The organism is Curtobacterium sp. MCSS17_008 (genome assembly GCF_003234185.1).
GTDB lineage: Bacteria > Actinomycetota > Actinomycetes > Actinomycetales > Microbacteriaceae > Curtobacterium.
Map to the genome: position 1 here is coordinate 15898 of NZ_QKSM01000019.1, position 25443 is coordinate 41340.

Here is a 25443-nt window from a genome sequence, read left to right on the forward strand (position 1 = left end):
ACGTTCCGCCGGCTCAGTGGCCGAGAAGCTTCTTGACGTTCTTCGCGTCGGCCTTCGCGAGGACCTGGTCCTCGTTGAGGCGGGCCTTGCGCTTGGCGCTCTTGACCTCGAGGTTGTGACGCATACCGGCCTGCTGCTTCATGATCTTGCCGCTACCGGTGACCTTGAAGCGCTTCTTCGACCCGGAGTGGGTCTTCTGCTTGGGCATGGTGGTGCCTTTCCGTGGGGTGGATGGGGAGCCGCGCCATCGCGGTTGGGAGAACTGCGCGGGGTGGTCCGGGGGACCTATTCGGCCGGGGTCTCCGACTGCGCGGTCTCGGAGGCCGTGTCGGTCTCCTTGCCCTTCGCAGCGTGCTCCGACGCACGACGCTCGGCCTTCTGCGCAGCACGCTTGGCGTTCTGCTCGCCCTTGACGTCGGACTTGTTCTTGAGGGGGGCGATGATCATCGTCATGTTGCGGCCGTCCTGGGTCGGACGCGACTCGACGACACCGAACTCGGCGATCTCCTCGGCGAACTTCTGGAGGAGACGGACGCCCTGCTCCGGACGCGACTGCTCGCGGCCGCGGAAGAGGATCATCGCCTTCACCTTGTCGCCACCGAGGAGGAAGCCCTCGGCACGCTTGCGCTTGGTCTCGTAGTCGTGCGTGTCGATCTTCAGGCGGAACCGGACCTCCTTGAGGTCGGTGTTCACCTGGTTGCGACGCGCTTCCTTGGCCTTCTGCGCTGCCTCGTACTTGAACTTGCCGTAGTCCATGATCTTGGCCACGGGCGGCTTCGAGTTCGGGGCGACCTCGACCAGATCCAGTTCGGCTTCCTGCGCGAGGCGCAGTGCCATGGCGATCGGGACAACGCCGACCTGCTCACCCTGGGGTCCGACGAGTCGGACTTCGGGAACGCGGATTCGGTCGTTGGTGCGGGGATCGGTGATGCGGAGCTCCTTCAATCAAGTGGTGGCCGTCCGGCGCATCTGCGCTGGACGACGGCACGAGAGAGGAGATCTGACGCTCGGATCGGAACCCGTTCGGCAGCCGCCCGACGCCGACCCCTGCGGGCTGGCCTGCCGGTGGCGCCGCGATCTGCTGATCGCGCCGTTCCCGGCGGAGCGGTTGGGACCCGGTAGCCTGTGGTGCACGGCCGCGGGTGGGAGAGACTCCTCTTTCACGACGCCGTCCGGCGCTCGGGACCGACTCCGTCGGAGTCGATCTGGGCGTGCGGACAGCATCTGCCGCCGACGAGTCTAGCAGAGGAGCACCGTGACCGACACCCCGCAGAACGACGCCAGCGGAGAAGCACGCGACATCGCCGAGGTCCCCGCGGTCGAGCTCATCAACACCGTGGCGGTCCACCTGCTCAGCGCGGCGGCCGTGAAGGTCGGCCTCGCGGACGACCCGCAGGAGCAGACGGACCTCGACGAGGCCAGGAAGCTCATCACCGCCCTGGCCGGGCTCGTCACCGCCGCGGCCACCGAGATCGGTGACCACCACGCCCGCCCGCTGCGTGACGGGCTCCGCTCGGTGCAGCTCGCGTTCCGCGAGGCGTCGAGCATCCCGGACGCGCCGGGCAAGGGTCCCGGTGAGAAGTACACGGGACCCGTCAACTGACGGACGCCGCCACGTGACGGACGGGAGGCGCGGGACCGGCTGGTCCCGCGCCTCCCGTCGGTCAGGGCGTCAGTCGGCGCCGCCCGCTGCGAGCCGCGCCACGGCGGCCAGCGGGATGCCGGCCCAGTCGGGCCGGTTCCGCGTCTCGTAGACGACCTCGTAGAGTGCCTTGTCGAGCTCGAACGCGTCGAGCAGCGCGCGGTGCTCGGCCAGGTCGCCCCCGGTGCCGCTCCGGTAGCCGTCGAGGAACGCCTCGCGCGCCGCCTGCGCCCACGCACCCGCGTCGACGAACTCCGCGTCGTGCGCGAGCGCACCGGCGACGTAGTCGAAGGACCGCAGCATGCCCGCGACGTCGCGCAGCGTGACGTCGGGGAGCGTGCGCTCGGCGAGGGGCCGGAGCGGCTCGCCCTCGAAGTCGAGGAAGACCCACCCGCGGGGCTCGGGGGCGGCGAGGACCTGTCCGAGGTGCAGGTCGCCGTGGATCCGCTGCAGGTCCGGCCAGTGCGACGCCGCGGCACGCTCGTACACGGCACGGACGGCGTCGACGTGCGGCTCGACGGTCGGGGCCTCCCGCACGGCCGCGTCGAGCCGGGCGTGCATGGTGGCGACCGCGGCGTCGCGACGGTCCTGGTCGGCGGGCCGTGTCGGCAGCGCGGTGGCGAGGGTGCGGTGCACCTCGGCGAGCGCTCCGCCCAGCGCCCCCGCCTGCGCGTCCCACGAGGTACCCGCTCGGGCGTCGCGCAGGGCCACCCGCCAGGCGTCCTCGAGCCCGGGGAGGAACTCCTGCGCGAACGCGAGGTGGCCGGACGCGGTGCCGTCCGCTCGACCGGTGTCGGGCCAGGTGGCACGGAGGGCTCCGTAGACGGACGGCACCCGGTCGCTGCCGGCGGCGGAGAGTGCGAGCTGCGTCGTGACGTCGGGGTTGTCGCCGTGGTGGAGCACGCGGAACACCTTGACGATGACCTGCTCCCCGCTCGCGGTGTCGCAGATCACGGACGTGTTCGACTGCTCTCCGGAGAGCACGCGCGACGCGGTGACGGCACCGATCGGGCGGAGGCTGGACGGATCGGCGTCGATCCGTGTCGCGAGACCCCGGACCCAGTCGGTGTCCGTGGTCCCGTCCACCGGTTCCGCCGCGGGGTCGTCCCCGGCGTGGGCGGCGACGGGCACCTGGTAGAGCACGGGCCCCGTCGCGGCGTCGTCGAGGACGAGGCGCGTGCCGTCGACCTCGGCGATCGTGCGGAGCGCTGGCGTCCCGCCCTTCGCTGCGTACCAGCGCTGACGGGCGATCCAGCCCTCCAGCGTGCGGTCGCTGACCTGGTCGGGTGCCTCGGCGCTCATGCAGCGAACGGTACGCGTCGGCACCGGGGTGCGTCCCGATGATGCGGACAGCGGCCCGCCGAACGGCCTTTACAACGATGTACGGACCCGACAGCATGGACGCATGAGCTCGCTCGACGGCACCGTCGCCGCCACAACGTCCGCCGCACTCCCCCTGGCGTCCGCACAGGACGGCTCGTACCCGCGACCGCAGATGCTGCGGCGCGACTGGGCCGACCTCGACGGGACGTGGTCGTTCCGGAACATCGGGGACGACCCGGCCTGGCGCACCGGCTTCCCCGACGCGCGGGACATCACCGTGCCGTTCCCGCCGGAGTCACCTGCGTCCGGCATCGACGAGCCGGGCTTCCACCCCGTCGTCTGGTACGCGCGCACCCTCACCCGCTCCGACCTCGACGCCGCCGGGTGGGGCGACGCGGCACCGCGCCTCGTGCTGCACTTCGGCGCGGTCGACCACCGCGCCCGCGTCTGGCTCGACGGACGGTTCGTCGGCGAGCACGAGGGCGGCCACACGCCGTTCTCCTTCGACGTGACCGAGGCACTCGGCAGCGACCCGGACGCCGACCACACCCTGGTCGTCCGCGCCGAGGACGACCCCCACGACGTGACCCAGCCGCGCGGCAAGCAGGACTGGCACGAGGAACCGCACACCATCTGGTACCGCCGGACGACCGGGATCTGGCAGACGGTCTGGCTCGAGGCCGTGCCGACGTCGTCGATCGGGTCCCTGCGCTGGACGAACGTCGACCACGCCACGGTGCGCCTGACGGTCCGGCTCTCCGGCGAGCGCCCCGCCGGCGCACGGCTCCGGGTCGCCGCGAGGTGGCACGAGGGCGACGAGGACCTGGCGACCGTCGAGACCACCGTCCCGGACCACGCGCACGAGGTCGAGGTCGTCGTGCCGCTCGCCCGGCAGCAGAACGGCCAGGCCGAGGACGAGCTCACGTGGAGCCCGGAGACCCCGCGCCTGGTGGACGCCGTCGTCGCACTGCTCCCGGCGGAGGGCGCCGCTCCCCTCGACGCCGTCTCGACGTACTTCGGCGTGCGGACCGTGGGTGTCGACGGCGGGGCGTTCCTGCTGAACGGTCGCGCGTACGACGTGCGCAGTGTGCTCAACCAGGGGTACTGGCCCGAGTCGCACCTGGCGGCGCCGTCGCGGGCAGCACTCCGGCGCGAGGTCGAGCTCATCAAGGAGCTCGGGTTCACCGCGGCGCGGAACCACCAGAAGATCGAGGACCCGCGCTTCCTGTACTGGGCGGACCGGCTCGGCCTGCTCGTCTGGGGCGAGGCACCCGGCGCCTACGCGTTCTCCCCCACGGCCGTGCAGCGGCTCGTGCGCGAGTGGATGGACGCCGTCGAGCGCGACGCCTCGCACCCGTCCATCGTCACCTGGGTGCCCGCGAACGAGAGCTGGGGCGTGCAGCACATCGCGAGCGACCCGGCGCAGCAGGCCTACGCCCGTGCGCTCGCCGACGTCACCCGGGCGCTCGACCCGACCCGGCCGGTGGTCTCGAACGACGGGTGGGAGCACACGAACTCGGACATCGTCACCGTGCACGACTACGAGGGCGACGGGGAACGGCTCGCGGCGACCTACGCGGACGACGCTGCACGCACGGCGCTGCTCGGCGGTCGGGGTCCGGCCGATCGACGCATCCTGGTCGGTGGCGCGGTGGACGAGGGCCAGCCGGTCATGCTCACGGAGTTCGGCGGCGTCGACTTCCAACCGGGGGCGAAGCGGGACGACGGCTGGGGCTACACCTCCGCGACGGACGGCGATGACTGGGTGGCGCGCATCACGGCGCTGTACGACGGGATGCGGGCGAGTGCGTTCCTGGCGGGCTCCTGCTGGACGCAGCTCACCGACACCATGCAGGAGACGAACGGCCTGCTCAACGCCGACCGCACGCCGAAGGTGCCGATCGAGCGGATCCGCGCCGCCGTCACCGGACGCTGAGCTCGCCGGTCCGCCGCGGTCGCTGCGGCCGCAGGTCGCCCTCGATGGAGCAGAAGACGTCGGGTACCCGGTCGGCACTCGACGTCTCCTGCTCCACGGACGGCGCGCGGACGGGTGCGGCGACCGGACAGCCGCGCGGGGTCGTGGAGGTGGGAGGATCGGTCGGTGACCGACGTGGCGGAGCCGAGCCGTGCCTCCCGGCCGGGCCTGCCGTCCCGCGTCCGTCACCTGCTGACGGACGGACGGGCGGCGCGCCACACCGGGTGGACCGCTCCCCTGGCCGTGTGGCTGGCCTCCCGCGCGGTGAGCACGGTCCTGCTGCTCACGGTCTGGCTGCTGGCCCGGGCGAACGGCTGGCCGTTCGCGTCGTACCGGCGGGAGGGGACGTTCTGGTCGTTCCTCGGCTCCTGGGACGCGTCGTTCTACCGGACCATCGCCGAGCACGGGTACCCGACGGCCCTGCCGCTCGACGCCGACGGGCACGTGCTGCCGAACGTGTGGGCGTTCCTGCCCGTGTTCCCGGCGCTCGCCCGGGTCGTGCAACCGGTGGTGGGCGGGTCCTTCTGGGCGGCGGGTGTGCTCGTCGCCACGCTCGCCGGGGCCGGTGCGTGCGTCCTGCTCTGGCGGCTGGTGCGCGCGGTGTCCGACGACCGCCGGGCGACGCGGGCGACGGCGCTGTTCGCGTTCGCACCGACGGGGTTCCTGCTGCAGGTGGCCTACGCGGAGAGCACGTTCCTGCTGCTGCTGTTCGGCGCACTGCTGGCCCTGGTGCGCCGCCGGTACTGGCTCGTCCTGCCGCTCGGGCTCGTCGCGGCGTTCACGAAGCCGGGGGTGCTCGCGCTCGCCGTGGCGTTGGCGGTGCACCTGGTGGTGCGGATCGTGCAGGAGCGGCGGGCGCTGCCGACGCGGGACGCGGTGGCGATCGTCGTCGCCGGACTGGCGATCGCGGCGGCGGGTCTCGCGTGGCCGGTCGTCGCATCGGCGGTCACCGGGCGTCCGGACGCGTACCTCGAGACCGAGTTGTCGTGGTGGGTGGGGTTCGTCGGGCGGCAGGACTTCGCGCCGCTGACCCCGTGGTTCACAATGGCGTCCACGTGGCTCGGAGCGCTCGGCGTCGTGCTGGTGGTCGTCGTGCTCGCCGGCGCGGTGTGGCTCTGGACACGGCGCGGCGTCCTGGCGCTGGGGGCGGACGTCGTGGCGTTCACGGCCGCGTACGCGCTGTACCTGGTGGCGGTGTTCCTGCCGCAGCAGAGCCTGCCGCGGTTGCTCATGCCGACGGCACCGCTGCTCGGGGCCGACGTCTTCACGGGGACACGGCGGCGGACGATGGTGTGGCTGGCGGTCGGGGTGTGCCTGCAGCCGGTGGCGATCGTGCTGCTCTGGTTCCTCGGCTACCCCTGAGCCGCGCTGGCCCGCGCTACGCGTCGAACGTGTGGAACCAGGCCGTTCCCCCGGGGTGCTGCACGGTGATCATCTCGTCCAGGTCGCGGTAGGGCCCGTCCTGGTTGTGGCTGGCGGACTTGATGCGGACGGTGCCGTCGGCCTCGGTGAAGACCTCGGAGACGATCGTCACGTGGTCGGGTGACTGGTTGTCGTTCCAGTCGTAGAACACGATGTCGCCGACCTTCACCTCGTCCCGCTCCTCGAGCGAGCGGCGCGTCAGCCCGAAGGAGGCCGCGTTCGACGTCATCCACGGGTCCATCGCCGGGCAGTACGTCCACGTGGCGCTGTGCTCTGCGCCACCGGCCCGGTTGTACCAGTCGTCGCGCTGCTCCCAGCCGCGGGCGATCAGCGTCTGGCTGACGTAGTTCGCGCAGTCGCCGCCGATCGGGTTCATCGTGCCGTACTCGGAAAGGTTGTAGTCCTTCCAGTACCGCATCGCGTACTCGAGCTGCCGGTCGACGTCGGTGAGCGCGGCGTACGCCACCGAGGTCGTCGCCACCGCTGTCGCCGCGTCCGGGGTCGGCGCCGCGGTCGGCGTGGGTGCTGCGGTCGCCTGGTCCTGCGTGGCCCCGGCCTGGCCGTCGTTCGCGGCGCTGCCGTTGCCGTCCGACGACTGGTTCGCGGACGGGCTCGGCTCGATCGCCGTCGTGAAGAGCGCGACGTCCGCCGACCCGGCCGTGTACATCGCCTGGTGCGGGGCCGTGAAGGTCACGGTCGTCGCCGAGGCCTGCACGTCACGCGCGGCGACCCCGCCGACGGTGACGCCCCGCACCGCGGCCAGTCCGGTCCCGGTGACCGTGACGGTGACCCCGCCGGCGAGCGGCAGCTGCGCGGGCTCGACCGACGAGGCCGCGGGGCGCGCGCTCGGTGACGACGTGCCCGGGCCAGCGGTGCCGGGGGCCGCGCTGCCCGAGGCCCCCGGTGCGGGATCATTACCGCGCGAGCAGGCCGCGACGGCGAGCCCGACGCCGGCGACGCCGGCGAGCGAGAGCAGGGAACGACGGGTGAACGAGGCAGTCATGACCCGTCCAGGGTAGGCGACGGTAGGGCAGGATCACTGGCAGCACACCACCGCCGACCGGAAGGACCAGATCGCACATGCCCGAGAGCCACGACTTCTTCGTCGCCGCCGACCCAGAGTCCACCCGCGCCCGTGTCCGGGACGCCCTCGTCCGCGAGGGCTACAGCGTCGAGGACGGCGACCAGGGCGCCCTGCTCGCGACCCGCGGCAGCCTGGGGCTCACGCTCCTCATCGGCGCCCTCGCGAACGACCGCACCTTCCACACCCGCCTCGACGTGCAGGTGATGGTCACGCCGGACGGTCGCACCGTCGCCCGCCTGTTGCGCGGCTCCGGCAAGTCGGCACTCAAGGGGGGCGCGATCGGCATCGCCCGCGGCAACCGCGCCTTCGAGCAGGCCGCGAACGCGATCCACGCCGAACTCGCGGGCGCCGGGGTCCTGACGGACAGCGTCCCGGGCTGACGCCGGCCCGACCGGCGCCGGATGACGGACGGGAGGCGCGGTGCGGGCCTGCACCGCGCCTCCTGTCCGTCTCCTGCCGTCCGTCACCGCCTCAGCTGCAGGAGACGTTCCGGTCGATGGTCGCGGAGCCGTACGGCACCTCGACCTGGACCATGGCGATCTTCCCGCCAGGCAGCGGGGTGCCGGAGCAGGCCTTCCGCGCCTTGGTGACCGTGCTCTTCCCGAGCGCGATCCAGTTCGAGCGCCCGTACAGCGGGCTGTTCGACTTGACCGTGCCGGCGATGGTGCGGAACTGCGACACCGTCGAGTAGATGCCGATGGTCCGGACACCGCCGGCCTTGAGCCCGGTGATCATGCCCTGCATCGCCGCCCGGTTCTGCGCGGTGTCGGTCTGGTACGACAGACCGGTCTCGACGTCCAGCCACCACCGGTAGGCAGCCGGCCGTCCCGCTCCGCGGATGGTCACGTCGTCGTAGGCGCGGGCGTAGCCGTACATGTACGAGCAGGCCAGCGTCAGCTGCTTCTTCCCGCTCTTCGTGCTGCACTTCCCGAACGGGTTCGTCGGCGTCGTGCCCTGGTAGGTGTTCGAGGTCGGCCAGACGGATGCCTGCAGCCCGGGGTTCGCGAACAGCACGTACAGCTGCGTCTTCGGCTGTGCGGAACCGCCGACGGACGAGGCTGCCCAGGCGAGCTGCTCGTCGAGGCACGGGTTGGTGGTGTTGCCGAGTGATCCGTTCACGCCGACGATCGCGAACGCCTGGCCGGTGGGGACCTGTCGACCGCACTGCGGCCAGGAGATGTCCACACCGGTGGGGGTGACAGCAGCCGATGCGGGTGCGGGCGGGCCGGCGAACGCGAAGGCGGCGACAGCGACGGCGACCGCCGCGACGGACGTGATGAGACGACTGGTACGGATGGTGACTCCCCCTGGTGAGACCCGACGCGGGACCCGCGTCCGGTACGGACGGTCGGCAGTCTAGGTCTCGTGGTCGGCCAGCGACACCCCCCGCGACCCGCCTGTGGACCGCGGGACACACGCAGGACACGGCGGAGGGGGAACGAGAGAAGGCCACCCGGATCGGGTGGCCTTCGCGCTCTTGGTGGAGCTAAGGGGATTCGAACCCCTGACCTTCTCATTGCGAACGAGACGCGCTACCAACTGCGCCATAGCCCCAAGTGCTCGACAACACTAGCACCACCGGGAGCCCGATCCGAAATCGGGGCGCGGCGTCCGGGCGTGCCGCGTGCGGTCGGGCGGAGCGCTCAGACCGCGCGACGCCGACGCATGACCGCATCGAGGTCGGTCTGCTGGTAGGCGTCGTCGCCGATCACACCCATGCCCGCCCACCGGCTCGGGGTCGCGGGCTGCTCGGGCGCGTGCGGCTCGGACGCGGCCTCCGGCTCCGGCGCGGCGGGAGCCGGAGCGGCGGCCCGCGGAGGAACGACGGGCGTCGCCGCGGGCGCTCGGAGTCCGAGGCGCTCGGCGAGGCGCCCCTGGTCGTGGGCGGAGAGCGACGCCGCCGCCTCCTCGACGTCGGACCGCATCCGCGACACCCGCGCGAGCGACGGGTCGGTCTCCCCCGCACGGATCGCGGCGGCCTCGGCCTCTGCCTCGGCCTTCGCCTCGGCGACCCGCTCACGGAGCCGTGCGGCCAGCTCGGCCGAGGACTCCGGGGACGGCGCGGGAGCAGCGGGCCGCTCCACGTACAGCGGTCTCGGCACGCGTCCAGGCGTCCAACTGCGGTCACGCGCCGGCCCGGCGGGCTGCTCGATGGACAGCGGCGGCGCCGGGTCCGTCCACGTGGTCGCCGGCCGGGAGGCACGGGGCACGTCCGCAGCGGCCGCCGCGGCGCGCGCCTTCCGCGCCTGTGCGACCTGGTGCAGCTGGGCGAGCACCGCCGCGGAGCCGCCGGCGGCGACGAGCCCGGCGACGCCGACGAGCCAGGCGCCGGGTGCCGCGACGAAGACGACGGCCGCCACGACGATGCCGACCGTGCCGAACAGGGTCGCGCCGAGGCGGGAGCGACGCATGCGCATGGCGGTGAGGGCGGGGACGGACGAGACCCGCTCGAGCGTGGGTTGCTGCTCCGCGAGGCGGCGGGTGATCTCCCGCTGCCGGGCGGCTTCGTGCGCGCGGACGATGGCGGCCCGCTTGGCCTCCTCGGACCGGGCGACGCGCTGCGCCTCGGCGAGGGACCTCGCGTTCATCTCGACCCGGACCTCGTCGGGGAGCTCGGCGGTCTGGGCGAGGATGCGCAGGGTCTGCTGCAGCCGGATCGCGTTCCGTTCGGTGGCGAGGTACTGCCGCCTGGCCGCCCAGGACGGCATGAGGTAGACGACCCAGAGCACGGCCGCGATGAGCAGGACGATGCCGCCGCCCCAGGAGCCGATACCTGCCATGGGGCAACGGTAGGGGTGCTGGTTCTCCCGCCCGGTGATTGCCGGACGCGTGTTGCGCGAGTCGCGACGGAATCCGTCGCCGGGTGGGAGGCGCCTCCCGTCCGTCCGCCCGCTCGCAGACCGTCAGATGCGGGGTCGTGTGTCGAGCGGGGCCGCCGCCTCGTCACGGGCGGAGGCCGGGACACTCCCCGCGCCGGGCGGGACGCGACCGGCCGCCCAGCGGTCGAGGACGCCCTCGCGGACCTCCTCGGCGACGAGGGCGAAGCAGAAGTGGTCGCGCCAGTCGCCGTTGATGTGGATGTAGCGGCGGCGGAGACCCTCGTAGCGGAAGCCGAGCTTCTCGACGACCCGGAGGCTCGGGGCGTTCTCCGGTCGGATGCAGATCTCGATCCGGTGGATGCCGACGACCCGGAAGCAGTGGTCCACGGCCAGCGCGACCGCGATCGGGGTGACGTTGTGCCCGGCGGCGTCCTCGACCACCCAGTAGCCGATGGACGCGCTCGCCAGGGAGCCGTACGTGATGCCGGACACGTTGAGCTGTCCGACGAACCTGCCGTCGAGCTCCATCGCGAACGGCAGGCCGAGCCCGGCGCGGGCGTTCGCCTGCAGCGCGCGGATGCTCCCGCGGACGTCGGTCGAGACGTGTCCCGAGGGGTTCGTTGCCTCCCAGGTGCGCAGCCACGAGCGGTTCGTGGCGAGGGCGACGTCGAGGTCACGGGTGTCGCGGAGCCGGAGGGGCCGGATGGTGACCCGCCCGTGGGACAGGGTCGGGATCGTCGTCATCGCTGTGGTTCCTCCGGTGCCCGGTGGTCGACCGGGCGGACGCACGAACGGGCCCGGGGACGTCCCCGGACCCGTTCGCGACGGGGTGGCTACTCTCCCGCGTTGAAGTCCTTCAGCCACGCCTTGAGGTCGGGGCCGAGGTCATCGCGGTCCGAGGCGAGCTGCACGATCGCCTTGATGTAGTCGAGTTTGTCACCGGTGTCGTACCGGCGTCCACGGAACACGACGCCGTACACGCCACCGGTCCACTCCTCGGCGCCCGCCATCTTCATGAGCGCGTCGGTGAGCTGGATCTCGCCACCCTTGCCCGGCTCCTGCTTCTCGAGGACGTCGAAGACCTCGGGGCGGATGACGTAGCGACCGATGATCGCGAGGTTCGAGGGGGCTTCGCCCTGCGGGGGCTTCTCGACGAGGCCCGTGATCTTCACGACGTCGTCGGTGTCGGTCTCCTCGACCGTGGCGATGCCGTACATGTGGGTCTGCGACTCGGGGACCTCGAGCAGGGCGACGATGGTCGCGTTCTTCTCGCCCTGGACCTCGATCATGCGCTTGAGCAGCGGGTCACGGGCGTCGATGATGTCGTCACCGAGCAGGACGGCGAACGGCTCGCGACCGACGTGCATCTTCGCCCGGAGCACCGCGTGGCCGAGGCCCAGCGGGTCGCCCTGGCGCACGTAGTGCATGTCGGCGAGGTCGGTCGACTGGTTGACCTTCTGGAGCTTCTCGTGGTCGCCCTTCTTCTTGAGGGTCTCCTCGAGCTCGGCGACGTGGTCGAAGTGGTTCTCGAGCGCGTTCTTGTTGCGGCCCGTGATCATCAGCACGTCGGTCAGCCCGGCGTTCACGGCCTCTTCGACCACGTACTGGATCGCCGGCTTGTCGACGACCGGGAGCATCTCCTTCGGCATCGCCTTGGTCGCGGGGAGGAAGCGCGTGCCCAGCCCTGCAGCCGGGATCACCGCCTTGGAAATCTGGAAGCCCATGCCGTCGAACGTACCGGACGAGCACTGAGCCGGGACATGGGCCTTTCGGAGGACACGGCATCACGCGCGCAGCCGACGGGAAGCCGCAGACCCGGTCTCGGTAGACTCCCCGCCATGACCGCCGATCTCGGGAACGAGAAGCGCGCCCTGCGAGCCGAGCTCCGGCAGCGGCGGCGCACCCGGACCACGACGGAGCGCGACACCGACACCGCGGCCCTGACCGCCACGCTGCAGCGCTTCGTGGAGGAGCGACAGGTCCGCTCGCTCGCGCTCTACCTGTCCGCGCCCGACGAACCCGACGTCCGACCCTTCCTGCAGTGGGCGCACGAGCGGGGCGTCCGGGTCCTGCTGCCGATCACCCGCGAGGACGGACTGCTCGACTGGGCCGTCGGTGACGGGTCCACCGAGCAGCAGGGCCTGCACGGGATGCCCGAGGTCGTCGGTGAGGTGCTCTCCCCGCTCGCGCTCGGCGACGTCGACGCGATCCTCACCCCGGCCGCCGCGGTCGGACACGACGGCTGCCGGATGGGCTGGGGCCGCGGGTACTACGACAAGACGCTCGGGTCCATGGCGAACCGACCGCCCGTCTATGCTGTGATCTTCGACGCGGAGTACCTCGACGAGGTCCCGCGCGAAGCCCACGACGAACCCGTCGACGGCATCATCACGCCGTCGCGCATCATCACCTTCCGGAGCTAGGGTGCCCACCTACTCGTACCGCTGCACCGCCTGCGACAACGCCTTCGACATCAAGCAGTCGTTCTCCGACGCCACCCTGACCGAGTGCCCCGCGTGCGGCGGCGCCCTGCGCAAGGTGTTCTCGCCGGTGGGCGTCACGTTCAACGGCGGCGGCTTCTACCGGACGGACTCGCGCTCGACGCCGAAGGCCGAGGGGTCGTCGGCGTCCTCGTCGTCGTCGAGCCCGCCGGCGAAGGCGGAGCCGAAGAAGACCGAGTCGAAGCCGGCCGCACCCAGCGCCTCCTGACGAGGGCTCGTCCCCGTCGGTACGGTGGGTCTCCTCGACACGGAAGGAGGCCCGCGTGAAGGGCTTCAAGGAGTTCCTGCTCCGCGGCAACGTCATCGACCTGGCCGTCGCGGTGGTGATCGGCGCCGCGTTCACCGCGATCGTGAACGCCATCGTCAACGCGGTGATCAACCCGGCGATCGGCGCGGTCTTCAACGCCTCGAGCCTCGACGAAGCGCTGCCGGTGCGGATCCCGACCGTCTCGGGCGGGCACGCGACGCTGTACTTCGGCGCGGTGATCGGCGCGGTCATCAACTTCCTGATCGTCGCCGCCGTGGTCTACTTCGCGCTCGTGCTGCCGGTGAACCGGCTCAGGAAGCTCGCGTTCGAGCGGGTGCAGGAGAACCAGGAGCAGACGCCGCAGGACGTCCCCCCGACCGACGTCGAGGTGCTGCTCGAGATCCGCGACCTGCTCCGCACGCAGAACGGTGTCGCGGCTGGCTCGGGTGGTGGCGCGCACGTCGCCCCGTCCACCGCGCCCGAGGGCCCGGGCATCGGCGGCGCCGCGAAGCTCTGACGCCGGCCGGCGCCCCGCGCCCCGCCCCCGCGCCCCGCGGGGCACGCAGGGCCCGCGGGCGGGGCGGGCTCAGGCGGCGCGGTGCTTCGCGGCGAGGGCCACGGCGTACTGCGCGCCGGCGACGACGTGCCCGACGGTGCCGAGCCAGACGAAGACGAGCGCCAGCACCCGGATCCAGTCGTGCTGGGACGCCCACGACGTCGACGAGAAGAGCAGGAGCGGCAGGCCGACGAAGAGCAGCGCCGAGCGGACCTTGCCCGTCCAGGTGACGTCGAGGTCCGGGTTGCCGCGGAACCACAGCCACGAGAGCACGACGAGCACCAGGTCGACCAGGACGATGATCGCGACGCTCGGCCACGGCAGCAGCCCGACGAGCACGAGCGACAGCACGATCGCGATGATCGCGAGCCGGTCGGCCACGGGGTCGAGGGCCTTGCCGAGCTCGGAGCCCTGGTCGAACCGGCGGGCGATGAAGCCGTCCGCCCAGTCGCTCAGGCCGAGGACGACCAGCGTGACGAGCGCCCAGCCGGGGTGCCCCGACACGACGAACCCGATGAAGACCGGGATGAGCAGGAAGCGCACCAGCGTGATCAGGTTCGGCCACGTCTGCCAGTCGGGTCGCTGCCGCGCGGTGTCAGTCATCGCACTCAGGCTACCCGTCACCAGTGTGGGGGCACGTCGCGCAGGAGCTGGGCGTCGTTCTCCCCGTCGCGGTGGCGGGCCGGTTCCGGCGCCGGGGACGGGTCGCTGCCCGGCACCGGCCGGGTGGTGACCCGCCTGCTGCGGCGCGGTCGGCCTGCCGGCTGCTCGTCCGCCTCCGCACCCGCGGCGGGACCGGACCGGACGGGAGGCACGGCCGACGACGCGTCGTCGGCCCGCGTCCACGTGCCCACCAGCTGGTCCGTCGCGGGCGTCACCGGACCGGCCGCCCGGTGCGCCCGACGGCTCATCGACGCGCGGGGATCGGCGGGATGCTGATCTCCTGCGTGGCACCGCGGTCGACACCGAGCACCGACGCGACGGTGTCCGCCACCCGGTCCGGGTCGGAGAACAGTTGGAAGGCGTGCACGCGCACGTAGTGCCAGCCGAGACGGCGGAGCACCTCGGGACGGAGCCGGAGGGTCTCGCGCAGCGAACCCCGCACGAGCGACGCGTCGGTCTCGATCGTCACGCAGACGCCCCCGTGCGCTGCCACCAGGCCGAGCTTGCCGCGGTGTCCGAGCGCCACCGGGATGCCGCGCATCTCGAGACGACGGGCGAGGTCGACGAGCAGCGGGTCGGAGTCGTCCGGCACGTACTCGGCGGTGGTGCGGGCACGGACCTCGGCGAGGATCTCCGCCAGGGCGACCGTGCCGTGCCCCATGCGTTCGGCCTCGATGTCCGAGGGCTGGAAGCAGGTGACGATGATCATCGAGCGACGCGCACGGGTCATCGCGACGGCGAGCAGACGCTCCCCACCGGGCTTGCCGAGCGGACCGAAGTCGCGCAGCACCCGACCGTGCGGCGTCCGGCCGTAGCCGATCGAGAACACCACGCGGTCGCGGCTCTGCGCCACCGACTGCTCGAGCGTCGCGACGATGAACGGCTCGGCGCGGTCGCCGATGACGAACTCCGTCAGGTCCTTGTGCCCCTGCGCCGCGGTGAGCACGGCCTGCTCGACGCGCACCGCGTGCTTCGCCGAGGCCGTGATGACCATGAGGGACTCGGTCGGGCGGGTGCGGGCGTGCTCCATCACGAGCCGGACGACGCGGTCCACCTCGGCGTCGACGCTCTCGACGGCACCGGACTCGGGATCCGGCACGGCCTTGCCGTCGCTGACGTAGTCGATCGCGATCGAACCGTGGCCGAGGAACGACCCGGCCCACGGCAGCGACTCGATGCGGCCGCCGTAGAAGCGACGGTTGACGAGTTCCGCGAGGTCCTCGCCGCCGGCGCGGTACGAGCGCGTCAACGACAGGGTCGGCAGGAGCGTGGACAGCTTCGCCAGGGCCGAGTCGGCGTGCAGGGCGTCGAGCGTCGCCTCGTCCACCTGCAGCGTGCGGTGGTCGGGATCGACGGCGATCCGGAACGGCGACGGTGTCTGCGTGACGGGGTCGCCGAACACGACGGTCTGACGGGCGCGACGGACGGCGCCGACGGTCTCGGCGATGGTGACGGCACCGGCGTCGACGAGGATCACGGTGTCGAAGGGCATCGTGTCGGCGATCTCGGGGACCTCGTACGGCGAGGCCAGCCAGACCGGCGCGATCGAGCGCGACAGGTGCGGCGCGGAGTCCTGCAGCAGGCGCGAGGTGATCGCGCCCTCCTTCAGCTGCGTCTTCAGCGCGGTGGCCTCGTCCGGCCAGTCGACGAGCCCGACCTTCCAGTTCTCGGCGAGCTGCCACGCGAGGCCCTGGGAGACCCCGGCCGCGTGGGCGTCGTCGACGAGCCGGAAGTCGGCCTCGACCCGGTCGAGCATGTCGGTGTTGCCGCCGAGCAGCGCACGGTCGGACTCGAGCATCGTCTCGAGGGCCGACTGCCACCACGCGAGCTCGAGCTCGGCCGGCACCTGGGTGTCCGGCACGTGGCGGTTCGCGAGGTCGGTGATGAGCGGCTCGAGCTGCAGGTCGCGGAGGGTCTGCATGAGCTCGGTGCGCTCCTGCAGGTTGTGCAGCACGTCGGACTCCGCGGCGAGCTCGGCGATCGTCGGCACGAGCTCGTCGATCGGCAGGTTCGCGAGCTGGCGGTCCCGCTCGGTCCGGCCGAGGGGCTCGTCGAGCCGGGCGAGGTCCTGCACCACGTTCGAGAAGAGGACCTGCACGTCGCCGATGCCCGTGGGCACCTCGGGGTTCACGCCGGCGGCGACGTACCGCTGCCAGAGCACGCGCTGCTGTTGCACGCGGGTGAGCGCCTCGTGCAGGTCGGAGACGTGCACGCCGGGGCGGACGTACTCGCGGGCGAGCTTCTTCAGGCGGCGACGGTTCGTGCTCGACATCGGGGCACCCTCGCCACGCGGCGCGGTGGCGGCGACGAGCTCGGAGACCGAGCGGTCGAACACGACCGGCAGGAAGCGGTCGAGGGTGTCCCGGATCTCGGTGAGCAGGCGCAGGTAGATGCCGAGCTCGTTGATGGTCGTGAACTGCCGCATGTGCGTCGTCGCGATGAGGTCGTGCGCACGGCGGAGCAGCGTGGGCAGGCCGTCGGCGTCGAGGTCCTTCGCCGTCTTGTGCGCCCGCTGCGCGCCGTCGCTCGAGCCGAACTTCGCGCCGTACCAGGGCGAGTCGTCGGGGCCGTAGCGGAACTCGCCGAGGTTCGCCGCACTGACCATCGTCTCGGCGACGCGCGAGCGCCCCTCGACCATGCTCGTCACCGACCGCTTCGACAGGCGCGCGGTCGTCGACGGCGGCACCGGCAGGAGCGACAGCCGCGACAGCTCGACCAGGCAGTCGAGCACCGAGACGCCGAAGTCCGGGTCGACGCGGGTGAGCGAGCCGCGGTAGTCGGTGAGGACCTTGCGGAGGCGGACGAGGGCGTCGTCGACCTCGCGCAGGTTCGGCCGCGCCGCCTTCTCGTTCCGGGCGATCGCACGGACGACGTCGCGGCGCAGCGTCGCCGGGGTCACGGCGACCCCGGGCAGCTGGACCTCGGTGAAGCGTGCCGCGATGCCCCGCAGCGTCGCGCGGCGGGGGCTCACCACGAGGACGCGCTTGTTCGCGGCGACCAGGCCGCCGAGCGCGTTGACGATGGTCTGTGTGCCACCGGTGCCCGGCAGGGTCTTCACGACGATCGAGTTGCCCGCCGTGATCTGCGCGATCACGTTCTCCTGCTCGTCGTCGGCGTCGAGCAGCAGCGTGTCGGTCTCCGGGCTGCGCTCGTCGGACGGCGTCTGCTCGACCGGGTGGTAGGACTGCTCGACCTGCCACTTCGCGCTCGGGTTGCCGGCGAGGGCGTCGAGCACCGGGTGCGACAGGTCGCCGGTGTCCTCGACCATGCCGCTGGCGACCTCGGCGAAGGTCGAGACGACCAGGCGTGCGTGCACCGAGAAGCCGGGGATGTGCGCCGTCAGGCCCCGCAGGCGGTCGATGACCGGGTTGGGGGTGAAGGAGCCGTCCTGCTGCGCCAGCGCCACGAAGGACTGCGCGTCGAGGATGACGCCGTACTGCTCGTGCAGGGCGTCGGCCAGGCCCGGGTTGAGCACGGGCTCCCCGAGCAGGCGGACCTCGAAGTCACGACCGTGCCGACGGATCGCGAGCGGGCGGAGCAGCACCGGACCGCGGAAGTGCTCGTCGCCGTGCTGCCAGTCGGCCATGCCGATGCCGAGCTTCACCGCGTCGATGCCGCGGACCGTCGCGAGCTCGGTGCCCTTCGCCTCGACCTGCGCGGCGGCGACACGTGCGGCGCGCAGGGCGACCTCGTCGCGGATCAGGCTGGAGAGCAGGGTGGTCTTGCCGGTGATGAACTGCGCGAGTCCGCCGGGGTGTGTGGTCGACAGCTCGATCCGTGCGCGCGGGTGGTCGCTGAAGTGGGTGAGCGGGCTCGTGCCGCCGACACCGGTCAGCTGGGTCCGCCAGGCGTCCCACGTCGGCTCGGCGGCGTTGCCGGCCTGGAGGCGCGGGTCGCCCAGGCTGATCGCCTGCGGGCTCGTGAGCTGCAGCTCGGGACGCAGGGTGCGGTCCGGTTCGTCGGTCACGGCGTCCTGCTGCTCCCGTCCGTCCGTGGGCGCAGCGGCGCCCTCGACGGGGACGTCGTCGTTTCCGTCGTCCGCGCCGTCGGTCACCCTGTCTCGCCACACATCCGACACTGTAGGCGGAAGCGGGCGGCCTCTCTGGCAATGACCCGAGGTTTCGGGGTTTCCGTGCGGGCCCGGCACCCTGCCCGAGCGGGCGATGTGGTAGCAACGTGGGCATGGCCATCGACGACCGCACCGTCCCGTCCGCCCCTGCTCCCTCGTCGGCCCGGCCGGACCGGCGGCGATCGGTCCCCGCCGAGATCTCCCGCTCGTGGCTCCTCGTGCCCGGCACCGCGGCGGACCGCTTCGAGCGGGCGCAGCGGTCCCGCGCCGACCAGATCATCCTCGACGTCGAGGACGCGGTCGACCCCGCCGCGAAGCCCGGCGCGCGCGCCACGGTCGCCTCGTGGCTGGCCGGCGGCGGCGAGGCCTGGGTGCGGATCAACGACGTCACGACGGACTTCTGGGCGGACGACGTCGAGGAGCTCCGGGGACTCCCCGGGCTGCAGGGCGTGATGCTCGCGAAGACGGAGTCGCCCGCGCAGGTCACCGACACGTGGCACCGGCTCGGCGGCCACACCCCGGTGATCGCCCTGGTCGAGTCGGCGCTCGGCATCGAGGAGGCCACGTCGATCGCGAAGGCCCAGGGCGCGTTCCGCCTGGCCTTCGGTTCCGGTGACTACCGCCGCGACACCGGCACGTCCGCCGACACGCTCGCGATGGCCTACCCCCGCTCCCGGCTCGTCGTCGCCTCGCGCGTCGGCGACCTGCCCGGCCCGATCGACGGCCCCACGGTCGGCTCGGCGCACGCGATCCTCCGCGAGCAGTCCCAGGTCGCGGTGTCCCTCGGACTCACCGGGAAGCTCTGCCTCGACACCGAGCAGCTCCCCGTCATCAACGAGGTCATCTCGCCGACCCCGACCGACGTCGCCTGGGCGCAGGACTTCCTCGACGACTTCGAGGCACGCGGGCAGGTCATCCGCGACGGTTCGGACCTGCCCCGGCTCGGACGTGCGCAGAAGATCCAGCGCCTCGCCCAGGCGTTCGGCGTCGAGGCGCGGTAGACCGGACGCATGACCTGGTCGCACCCGTCCTCACCGTCCGGCCCGCAGTCCGGACCGGGCAGCACCGAGCGCGCCGAGTGGGTGCACGGCGGGACCACGCTGTTCCCGGCCGGGCGGATCGCGGACCGGGTGTCGACGGTGCTGTTGCTCGCGGCCGGTGCCCTGCTGACGATCCTCGCCGTGGTCATCGGGATCATCGCCGTGGCCTCGGCCACCGCGGGCTGCGACGCCGCGACGGGGTGCTCGCCCGGCCGGTTCCTCGGTGGCGCGGCCATCGCGGCGGGCGGCTCGTTCGTGATCGGGGTCGCCACCGTCGTGCTCGCGGTCGGGGCCTGGGTGCGTCGTCGCTCGTCGTGGTGGATCGCGGCGCTCGGCTTCGTCCTCGCGATCGTGGCCGTGACGTGGGGCGGGGTCGTGTTCGCGGAGGCGACCGACTCGGCGGACGGCAACGGCCAGGTGACCGCACTGCAGCTCCCCTAGCTGCGCGCCCGTCGGCCGGGAGGCACGTGGCGGCGCCGTCACGCGCCTCCCGTCCGGCCTGTCCCGACGGCGCACGCTGGGCGTCGCGCCGACCCGTCGGCGCATGCTGGGCCCATGAAGCAACGAGTCATCGGAGACGTGTCGGTCAGCGCGATCGGGCTGGGCGGCATGCCCATGTCCATCGAGGGGCGGCCCGACGAGCGGCAGGCGATCGCGACCATCCACGCGGCACTCGAGGCGGGCGTGACGCTCATCGACACCGCCGACGCGTACCACCAGGCGGCGAAGGACGAGGTCGGACACAACGAGGAGCTCATCGCGAAGGCGGTCCGGGAGTTCCACGGTGACACGGACACCGTGCTCGTCGCGACGAAGGGCGGGCACCTGCGACCGGAGCCGGGCCCCTGGGCGCAGGACGGCCGGCCGGAGTACCTCAAGGAGGCCGCCAAGGCGTCAGCGCGTCGCCTCGGCGTCGACGCCGTCGGGCTGTACCAGTTCCACCGACCGGACCCCGCGGTCCCCTACGCCGACTCCATCGGTGCCCTCGCGGAGCTCCTCGACGAGGGCGTCATCCGGATGGCGGGCATCTCCAACGCCGACCCCGACCAGATCCGCACCGCGAACGAGGTCCTCGGCGGTCGCCTCGCCTCGGTGCAGAACCAGTTCTCGCCCGCGTTCCGGTCGAGCGAACCGGAGCTCGAGCTCTGCGACGAGCTCGGCATCGCCTTCCTGCCGTGGAGCCCGCTCGGTGGCATCGCCAAGGCGGCCGACCTGGGGACCGCGTACGAGGACTTCGCCGTGATCGCCCGCGAGCGCGACGTCTCGCCACAGGTCGTGGCACTGGCGTGGGAGCTGCAGAAGAGCGACGTCGTCATCCCGATCCCGGGGGCGTCGCGCCCGCAGTCGATCCTCGACTCGGTCGTCGCCGCGACGGTGAAGCTCCGACCGGAGGACGTCGAGCGGCTCGACCGCGCGCAGCCCGCGGCCTGAGCCACGCACGGACGAGGGCCCCGCACCCGTCCGGGTGCGGGGCCCTCGTCCGCGTTGGCGCGGTCGCTCGGCGTCAGTCGCAGACGGCGGACACCTGTTCGACGGTGCGCTGGAACTGCGCCAGCGACTCCGGTGAGGCGCTGCCCTCGGACTCGACACGGTCGGCGAGGGTGTCCGCGCCGTCGCGGAAGGTGCTCAGCGCGTCGTGGACCTCCTCGTTCGTGACGTCCGGGAGCACGGCGTCGATCTCGTCGGTGAACGAGCGGACGAGAGCGACGCGCTCGGCGTCCGTCGTCGGCGTGGTCGCCCCCGAGCGGAAGGACTGCGTCCGGTCCTCGACGAGGGCGCACGCCTCGGCCTCGGTCTGCTCCGGTGCGGCCGCAGCGGTGGTGCGCGGCGCCTGCGGTGCGCCCGACGACACGTCGGCCGGGCCGGCCTGCGTGGACGAGCACCCGGCGAGCAGCGCGACGGCGACGGCCGCGGTGGCGAGTGCGATGGTCTTCCTGGGCATGGTGGGACTCCCCCTGGTCGGTCCGTGCCCCCCTCGGGAACGGATCGGGCCAGACGTTACACGGCGCGCGTCCAGGGTGGGGCGCGCAGAGGCGTACCGTCGAGGGCATGCAGGCGATCACGGCGCACGACGGCGGACTCCGACTCGACGAGCACCCGGACCCGGTCGCGGGCCCCGGCGAGGTCCTGGTCGAGGTCGTCGCCGCGGGCGTGAACAACGCGGACCTGCAGCAGGTCGCCGGCAACTACCCGCCGCCGCCCGGCGCCTCCGAGGTGCTCGGGCTCGAGGTCTCGGGGACCGTCCGCGCGCTCGGCGAGGGCGTGGACGGGTTCACCGTGGGTGACCGGGTGTGCGCGCTGCTCTCGGGCGGCGGCTACGCCACGCTCGTGGCGGTGCCCGCGACGCAGGTGCTGCCGGTGCCCGACGGGGTGGACCTGGTCGAGGCCGCCGGGCTGCCGGAGGCCGCGTGCACCGTGTACTCGAACCTCGGGATGATCGCGGGGCTCCGACCCGGGCAGACCCTCCTGGTGCACGGCGGCACCGGTGGCATGGGATCGCACGCGGTCGTGTGGGCGAAGGCCCTCGGAGCCCGGGTGATCGCGACGAGCGGCGGCGAGCGGAAGGTCCGGGCGTCCCGCGAGCTCGGCGCGGACCTCGTGGTGGACCACCGCACCGAGGACTTCGTGGAACGTGCACTGGCGTTCACGGACGGCCGCGGGGTCGACGTGGTCCTCGACGTCGTCGGCGCGGACTACCTGGCGAAGCACCTCGAGGTGCTCGCACCGAACGGGCACGTCGCGGTGATCGCCGCGGGGAGCGGCACGAAGGGCGAGCTCGACTTCGGCGCGATGATGCGCAAGCGCGCGACCATCAGCGCCACCACCCTGCGTGCCCGTCCCCTCGACGAGAAGGCCGCGATCGTCGCCGCCGTCCGCGAGCACGTCTGGCCGTTCGTCGCCGACGGCAGCGTGCGCCCGGTCGTCGACTCGGTCCTGCCGCTGGTCGAGGCGGCCGAGGCGCACCGCCGCGTCCGGGACGGCGAGGTCATCGGCAAGGTGCTGCTCACCCCGTAGTCCGGCGGGGCGGGACCGACGTCAGGCGTGCACGCGGGACAGGAACTCGACGAGCGCGGGGTGCTGCGGGCGGTCGAGCACGTCGGCCGGGGCACCCTGCTCGACGACCTCGCCGCGGTGCAGGAACACGATCCGGTCGGCGACGTTCCGGGCGAACGACATCTCGTGCGTGGTCATGAGGATCGTCGCGCCCTGCTCCTTGAGCTCGCGCACCAGGTCGAGCACCTCGCCGACGAGCTGCGGGTCGAGCGCGCTCGTCACCTCGTCGAGCAGCAGCAGCTCCGGCGCGGTCGCGATCGCCCGGACGATGGCGACGCGCTGCTGCTGGCCGCCGGAGAGCCGGTCCGGGTAGGCGCCCGCGAAGTCGGCGAGCCCGATGCGGTCGAGCAGCCGGCGTGCGGTGGCCTCCGCCTCGGCCCTGCCGACCCCGTGCACCTGCCGCGACGCGAGCGTCACGTTGTCGAGGACGGTCATGTGGGGGAACAGGTTGAACTGCTGGAAGACGACGCCGATCCGCGCCCGGGTGGCGTCGACGTCGGTCCGCGGGTCGGCGATGTCCGTGCCCTGGAGCAGGATCTCGCCGTCGTCGATGCCCTCGAGCAGGTTCACGGTCTTGAGGAGCGTGGACTTGCCGGACCCGGACGCCCCGATGACGCAGATGACCTCGTGCCGGTGCACGGTCAGGTCGATCCCGCGGAGCACCTCGTGCTCACCGAACGTCTTGCGCAGGCCGCGCAGCTCGAGCACGTCCACCGTCGGCTCCGGTGTCCCGGTCACACGGTCCCCCCGATCTGTTCCCGGCGCTGCTGCCGTCGTGCGACCGCGTCCGTCACGCGGATGAGCGGGAGGCTGATGAGGACGAACAACAGGCCCGCGACGAAGTACGGCGTGAAGTTGTAGGTCTCGGCCTGCGCGATCTGGGCGCTCCGCACCGCGTCGACCGCGCCGAGGATCGACACCAGGCCGACGTCCTTCTGCATGGACACGAAGTCGTTCATGAGCGCCGGCGTCACCTTGCGGACCGCCTGCGGCAGCACGACCAGCCGGAGGGTCTTCGCGTGGGACAGGCCGAGCGACCGGGCGGCCAGTCGCTGGGACGGGTGGACCGCCTCCATCCCGGCGCGGAGCACCTCGGCGACGTAGGACGAGTACGTCAGCACGATCGCGATCGTGCCCCAGACCTCCGGGGGCTGCCGCGGGAAGATCCCGAGACCCGGGAGCCCGAAGCCCACCAGGTAGAGCACGATGATCAACGGCAGGCCGCGGAACAGGTCGGTGTAGGCCGTCGCGAGCATCCGCAGCGGGAAGAACACCGGGTTCCGCAGCCCGCGCACGACGGCGAGCAGGGTGCCGAGCACGGCGACGCCGATGGCGCGGAAGAACAGGATCCGGAGGTTCAGCCACAGGCCGAGGAGCACGTCCGGGAACGTGTCGATCGCGGTCTGCGGGTCGAAGAACGACTGCTGGACCGCGGCCCAACCGGGGGTGTTCACGACGCCCAGCCAGACGACCGCGACGACGACGAGCGTCGAGACGACCGACACGAGGACCGAGCGGCGGCCGCGACGGCGCCGGTACAGCCGACGCTCGGCCTCGACCTGGCTCGGCGCGGGGACGGCGACCGGGGTGCCGGCGCCTGCTGGTGCGGTCATGCGGCTACTGCAGGACCGGGGTGTTCGTCTCCGAGGAGAGCCACTTCGTCTGCAGGTCGGCGAGCGTGCCGTCCTCCCGCAGGGTCTTCAGCGCCTCGTCGACCTCGCCCGTCAGCGCGGAGTCCTTCGGCAGGACGAAGCCGAACCGGTCGCCCGAGCCGTCCTGGGGGAACTGCGCCGAGACGGTGCCGTCGTCGAGCTGCGCGGCGGACATGAAGAACGCGGTCGGCAGGTCGGTCACGACGGCGTCGATCTGGCCCGACTTCAGGGCGAGCACGGCGTCGTCGTTCGAGTTGAAGACCTGCGGCGTGACACCGAGGACGTCCTTGACCGAGCTGATGCTGGTGGAGCCGGAGGCGACGCCGATCGTGTCCTGCTTCAGTGCTGCGACCGTCGTGTCGCCGGCGGCCTTCGACCCCTTCGTCGTCACGACCGCCTGCGTGGTCGTGTAGTACGGCGTGGACATGTCGACGGCCTGCTTGCGCTTCGCGTCGATCGAGAACTGCTGGACGTTGAGGTCCCAGTCCTTCGGGCCGGGAGCGATCGCGCTGTCGAAGGTGCTGCGCTTCCAGACCACGTCCGCCTCGTCGTAGCCCATCTCCTCCGCCACGGCGTACGCCACCGCTGCCTCGAAGCCCTTGCCGGACTGCGGCTCGTCGTCCTCCACCCACGGGGAGTACGCGGGCTGACCGGTCGCGATCGTGAGCTTGCCGTCGGTGACGGTGCCGTCGGCGGAGCCGCTGCCACCGGCTGAGCACGCGGTGAGCGCGAGGGCGGCGACCGCGGCGGTCGCGACGGCGAGTGAGAGACGGCGGGTGCGGGTCACGGGAGGGCCTTCGTCAGGGGAGCGGGGGCAGGACGCGGTGTACCGGTGGCTGGGATACCAGCGCGAAGCGGATGACCGCCGGCGACGCGGTCGCTACGCCATCGTGAAGTCGTCGAACGAGAAGCCCGGCGAGACCATGCAGCTGAGGAGCACCTCGCCGTCACCGGGCAGGGTCCGCTGCCAGACGCCACCACGCACGAACGCCTGCGCGTCGTGCAGCCGGTGTCGCCCGGCGTCCGGCCCGAGCGTGATCCGGTCCCCGGGCTCCGGCTCGTCGCCGGACCCGCCGAGCTCGAGCACGACGGTGTCCGGTCCGTGCCACATCCAGATCTCGTCGCTCGTCACCCGGTGCCACGCCGAGGCTTCGCCCGGGGGCAGCAGGAAGTGGATGAGCGTGGCGGCGGGCCGCTCGCCCGCCGGGGTCTCGACGGTCGCCGGCGAGGTCCACGTGCGGACGTACCACCCGCCCTCCGGGTGCGGCTCCATGCCGAGGGCTGCGGCACGCTGCGGGACGTCGAGCCACTCGATCAGCTCGCCGTCGACGGTGCGGCGGGCGACCATGCCGGGGCGGGGTGCGGTGTCGGTCATCGTTCCTCCTGGGGACGGGCG

Annotated in this window: 26 protein-coding genes and 1 tRNA gene; 11 read left to right on the forward strand and 16 right to left on the reverse strand. The window is 72.5% G+C overall.

The annotated features are described in order from the left end of the window. Positions 1–13 precede the first annotated feature (13 nt). Both rpmI and infC read right to left on the reverse strand, forming a co-directional pair. Positions 14–208, reverse strand: coding sequence for a 50S ribosomal protein L35 (rpmI, locus tag DEJ23_RS14155; protein WP_022903519.1), 195 nt, complete (start codon positions 206–208; stop codon positions 14–16). A gap of 77 nt (positions 209–285) precedes the next feature. Further along, the gene (gene infC / locus DEJ23_RS14160) at positions 286–945 is read right to left on the reverse strand and encodes a translation initiation factor IF-3 (RefSeq protein ID WP_111240878.1); all 660 of its coding nucleotides are present in this window, start codon (positions 943–945) and stop codon (positions 286–288) included. Between the two features lie 310 nt (positions 946–1255). Here infC and DEJ23_RS14165 point away from each other — a divergent pair, with 310 nt between their 5' ends. After that, complete coding sequence (locus DEJ23_RS14165) at positions 1256–1603, forward strand: DUF1844 domain-containing protein (protein ID WP_111240879.1); 348 nt, start codon at positions 1256–1258, stop codon at positions 1601–1603. Positions 1604–1672: 69 nt separating this feature from the next. On the opposite strand, the gene DEJ23_RS14170 is transcribed toward DEJ23_RS14165, so the two are convergent. Beyond that, positions 1673–2944, reverse strand: coding sequence for a hypothetical protein (locus DEJ23_RS14170; protein WP_111240880.1), 1272 nt, complete (start codon positions 2942–2944; stop codon positions 1673–1675). A 103-nt stretch (positions 2945–3047) separates the two neighbouring features. On the opposite strand from DEJ23_RS14170, the gene DEJ23_RS14175 reads away from it, so the two are divergent. Together DEJ23_RS14175 and DEJ23_RS14180 are read left to right on the forward strand one after the other, a co-directional pair. Further along, complete coding sequence (locus DEJ23_RS14175; protein WP_111240881.1) at positions 3048–4901, forward strand: glycoside hydrolase family 2 protein; 1854 nt, start codon at positions 3048–3050, stop codon at positions 4899–4901. Between the two features lie 165 nt (positions 4902–5066). After that, positions 5067–6302 (forward strand): mannosyltransferase family protein, encoded by a 1236-nt coding sequence (locus tag DEJ23_RS14180; RefSeq protein ID WP_111240882.1) that lies wholly within the window; start codon positions 5067–5069, stop codon positions 6300–6302. Positions 6303–6318: 16 nt separating this feature from the next. On the opposite strand, the gene DEJ23_RS14185 is transcribed toward DEJ23_RS14180, so the two are convergent. Then, on the reverse strand, positions 6319–7365 hold the full coding sequence (locus DEJ23_RS14185; RefSeq protein ID WP_181429280.1) for an amidase domain-containing protein: 1047 nt from the start codon (positions 7363–7365) through the stop codon (positions 6319–6321). Positions 7366–7442: 77 nt separating this feature from the next. Here DEJ23_RS14185 and DEJ23_RS14190 point away from each other — a divergent pair, with 77 nt between their 5' ends. Beyond that, complete coding sequence (locus DEJ23_RS14190; RefSeq protein WP_111240883.1) at positions 7443–7826, forward strand: hypothetical protein; 384 nt, start codon at positions 7443–7445, stop codon at positions 7824–7826. A gap of 91 nt (positions 7827–7917) precedes the next feature. On the opposite strand, the gene DEJ23_RS14195 is transcribed toward DEJ23_RS14190, so the two are convergent. The 5 genes from DEJ23_RS14195 to galU form a co-directional block, all read right to left on the reverse strand. Next, positions 7918–8631 carry a hypothetical protein gene (locus DEJ23_RS14195; protein WP_111240884.1) on the reverse strand — a complete coding sequence of 238 codons (714 nt, stop codon included), beginning with the start codon at positions 8629–8631 and terminating at the stop codon, positions 7918–7920. 293 nt (positions 8632–8924) lie between these two features. Further along, positions 8925–9000 (reverse strand) — tRNA-Ala (locus DEJ23_RS14200). 89 nt (positions 9001–9089) lie between these two features. Next, positions 9090–10226 carry a hypothetical protein gene (locus DEJ23_RS14205; protein WP_111240885.1) on the reverse strand — a complete coding sequence of 379 codons (1137 nt, stop codon included), beginning with the start codon at positions 10224–10226 and terminating at the stop codon, positions 9090–9092. A 123-nt stretch (positions 10227–10349) separates the two neighbouring features. Then, positions 10350–11009: a GNAT family N-acetyltransferase gene (locus tag DEJ23_RS14210; protein WP_111240886.1), complete on the reverse strand. Its 660-nt coding sequence runs from the start codon at positions 11007–11009 to the stop codon at positions 10350–10352. 89 nt (positions 11010–11098) lie between these two features. Next, a complete protein-coding gene (gene galU / locus DEJ23_RS14215; RefSeq protein WP_111240887.1) occupies positions 11099–11989 on the reverse strand; it encodes a UTP--glucose-1-phosphate uridylyltransferase GalU in 891 nt (296 codons plus the stop codon). A gap of 114 nt (positions 11990–12103) precedes the next feature. Between galU and DEJ23_RS14220 the strand changes: the two genes are divergently transcribed. The 3 genes from DEJ23_RS14220 to mscL are packed head-to-tail and all read left to right on the forward strand — an operon-like array spanning position 12104 to position 13530. Next, positions 12104–12688, forward strand: a complete 585-nt coding sequence (locus DEJ23_RS14220) for a 5-formyltetrahydrofolate cyclo-ligase (protein ID WP_111240888.1) — start codon at positions 12104–12106, stop codon at positions 12686–12688. A 1-nt stretch (position 12689) separates the two neighbouring features. Then, the gene (locus DEJ23_RS14225; RefSeq protein WP_111240889.1) at positions 12690–12974 is read left to right on the forward strand and encodes an FmdB family zinc ribbon protein; all 285 of its coding nucleotides are present in this window, start codon (positions 12690–12692) and stop codon (positions 12972–12974) included. Between the two features lie 55 nt (positions 12975–13029). Continuing rightward, a complete protein-coding gene (gene mscL, locus DEJ23_RS14230; RefSeq protein ID WP_111240890.1) occupies positions 13030–13530 on the forward strand; it encodes a large conductance mechanosensitive channel protein MscL in 501 nt (166 codons plus the stop codon). Between the two features lie 69 nt (positions 13531–13599). On the opposite strand, the gene DEJ23_RS14235 is transcribed toward mscL, so the two are convergent. Both DEJ23_RS14235 and DEJ23_RS14245 read right to left on the reverse strand, forming a co-directional pair. After that, positions 13600–14172 carry a CDP-alcohol phosphatidyltransferase family protein gene (locus DEJ23_RS14235; protein WP_111240891.1) on the reverse strand — a complete coding sequence of 191 codons (573 nt, stop codon included), beginning with the start codon at positions 14170–14172 and terminating at the stop codon, positions 13600–13602. Positions 14173–14476: 304 nt separating this feature from the next. Then, the gene (locus tag DEJ23_RS14245) at positions 14477–18301 is read right to left on the reverse strand and encodes an AAA family ATPase (RefSeq protein ID WP_375342282.1); all 3825 of its coding nucleotides are present in this window, start codon (positions 18299–18301) and stop codon (positions 14477–14479) included. 113 nt (positions 18302–18414) lie between these two features. On the opposite strand from DEJ23_RS14245, the gene DEJ23_RS14250 reads away from it, so the two are divergent. From DEJ23_RS14250 to DEJ23_RS14260, 3 genes are all read left to right on the forward strand, one after another. Continuing rightward, on the forward strand, positions 18415–19302 hold the full coding sequence (locus tag DEJ23_RS14250; RefSeq protein WP_220034239.1) for a CoA ester lyase: 888 nt from the start codon (positions 18415–18417) through the stop codon (positions 19300–19302). Positions 19303–19311: 9 nt separating this feature from the next. Beyond that, on the forward strand, positions 19312–19782 hold the full coding sequence (locus DEJ23_RS14255; protein ID WP_111240894.1) for a DUF6264 family protein: 471 nt from the start codon (positions 19312–19314) through the stop codon (positions 19780–19782). Between the two features lie 114 nt (positions 19783–19896). Continuing rightward, entirely contained in the window at positions 19897–20772 is an 876-nt protein-coding gene (locus DEJ23_RS14260; RefSeq protein ID WP_111240895.1) for an aldo/keto reductase, read from the forward strand. Between the two features lie 73 nt (positions 20773–20845). Here DEJ23_RS14260 and DEJ23_RS14265 read toward each other — a convergent pair whose 3' ends face one another. After that, positions 20846–21283, reverse strand: coding sequence for a hypothetical protein (locus DEJ23_RS14265; protein WP_111240896.1), 438 nt, complete (start codon positions 21281–21283; stop codon positions 20846–20848). Positions 21284–21390: 107 nt separating this feature from the next. On the opposite strand from DEJ23_RS14265, the gene DEJ23_RS14270 reads away from it, so the two are divergent. Then, complete coding sequence (locus tag DEJ23_RS14270; protein ID WP_111240897.1) at positions 21391–22356, forward strand: NAD(P)H-quinone oxidoreductase; 966 nt, start codon at positions 21391–21393, stop codon at positions 22354–22356. 21 nt (positions 22357–22377) lie between these two features. Here the strand turns inward: DEJ23_RS14270 and DEJ23_RS14275 are convergent, their stop codons facing one another. From DEJ23_RS14275 to DEJ23_RS14290, 4 genes are all read right to left on the reverse strand, one after another. Further along, complete coding sequence (locus DEJ23_RS14275; RefSeq protein ID WP_111240898.1) at positions 22378–23133, reverse strand: amino acid ABC transporter ATP-binding protein; 756 nt, start codon at positions 23131–23133, stop codon at positions 22378–22380. Then, positions 23130–24008, reverse strand: coding sequence for an amino acid ABC transporter permease (locus DEJ23_RS14280; RefSeq protein WP_111240899.1), 879 nt, complete (start codon positions 24006–24008; stop codon positions 23130–23132). Before DEJ23_RS14280 ends, DEJ23_RS14275 begins: the two co-directional genes overlap by 4 nt. 4 nt (positions 24009–24012) lie before the next feature. Beyond that, positions 24013–24834, reverse strand: coding sequence for an ABC transporter substrate-binding protein (locus DEJ23_RS14285; RefSeq protein ID WP_111240900.1), 822 nt, complete (start codon positions 24832–24834; stop codon positions 24013–24015). 93 nt (positions 24835–24927) lie between these two features. Continuing rightward, positions 24928–25422 carry a cupin domain-containing protein gene (locus DEJ23_RS14290; protein WP_258375581.1) on the reverse strand — a complete coding sequence of 165 codons (495 nt, stop codon included), beginning with the start codon at positions 25420–25422 and terminating at the stop codon, positions 24928–24930. Positions 25423–25443 lie beyond the last annotated feature (21 nt).

Bases quoted from the DNA above. Each gene is read 5' to 3' on its own strand.
- rpmI (WP_022903519.1), bottom strand. From the start codon at position 208: ATGCCCAAGCAGAAGACCCACTCCGGGTCGAAGAAGCGCTTCAAGGTC.
- DEJ23_RS14170 (WP_111240880.1), bottom strand. From the start codon at position 2,944: ATGAGCGCCGAGGCACCCGACCAGGTCAGCGACCGCACGCTGGAGGGC.
- DEJ23_RS14175 (WP_111240881.1), top strand. From the start codon at position 3,048: ATGAGCTCGCTCGACGGCACCGTCGCCGCCACAACGTCCGCCGCACTC.
- DEJ23_RS14185 (WP_181429280.1), bottom strand. From the start codon at position 7,365: ATGACTGCCTCGTTCACCCGTCGTTCCCTGCTCTCGCTCGCCGGCGTC.
- DEJ23_RS14190 (WP_111240883.1), top strand. From the start codon at position 7,443: ATGCCCGAGAGCCACGACTTCTTCGTCGCCGCCGACCCAGAGTCCACC.
- DEJ23_RS14205 (WP_111240885.1), bottom strand. From the start codon at position 10,226: ATGGCAGGTATCGGCTCCTGGGGCGGCGGCATCGTCCTGCTCATCGCG.
- DEJ23_RS14210 (WP_111240886.1), bottom strand. From the start codon at position 11,009: ATGACGACGATCCCGACCCTGTCCCACGGGCGGGTCACCATCCGGCCC.
- galU (WP_111240887.1), bottom strand. From the start codon at position 11,989: ATGGGCTTCCAGATTTCCAAGGCGGTGATCCCGGCTGCAGGGCTGGGC.
- DEJ23_RS14220 (WP_111240888.1), top strand. From the start codon at position 12,104: ATGACCGCCGATCTCGGGAACGAGAAGCGCGCCCTGCGAGCCGAGCTC.
- DEJ23_RS14235 (WP_111240891.1), bottom strand. From the start codon at position 14,172: ATGACTGACACCGCGCGGCAGCGACCCGACTGGCAGACGTGGCCGAAC.
- DEJ23_RS14250 (WP_220034239.1), top strand. From the start codon at position 18,415: ATGGCCATCGACGACCGCACCGTCCCGTCCGCCCCTGCTCCCTCGTCG.
- DEJ23_RS14255 (WP_111240894.1), top strand. From the start codon at position 19,312: ATGACCTGGTCGCACCCGTCCTCACCGTCCGGCCCGCAGTCCGGACCG.
- DEJ23_RS14260 (WP_111240895.1), top strand. From the start codon at position 19,897: ATGAAGCAACGAGTCATCGGAGACGTGTCGGTCAGCGCGATCGGGCTG.
- DEJ23_RS14265 (WP_111240896.1), bottom strand. From the start codon at position 21,283: ATGCCCAGGAAGACCATCGCACTCGCCACCGCGGCCGTCGCCGTCGCG.
- DEJ23_RS14270 (WP_111240897.1), top strand. From the start codon at position 21,391: ATGCAGGCGATCACGGCGCACGACGGCGGACTCCGACTCGACGAGCAC.
- DEJ23_RS14280 (WP_111240899.1), bottom strand. From the start codon at position 24,008: ATGACCGCACCAGCAGGCGCCGGCACCCCGGTCGCCGTCCCCGCGCCG.
- DEJ23_RS14290 (WP_258375581.1), bottom strand. From the start codon at position 25,422: ATGACCGACACCGCACCCCGCCCCGGCATGGTCGCCCGCCGCACCGTC.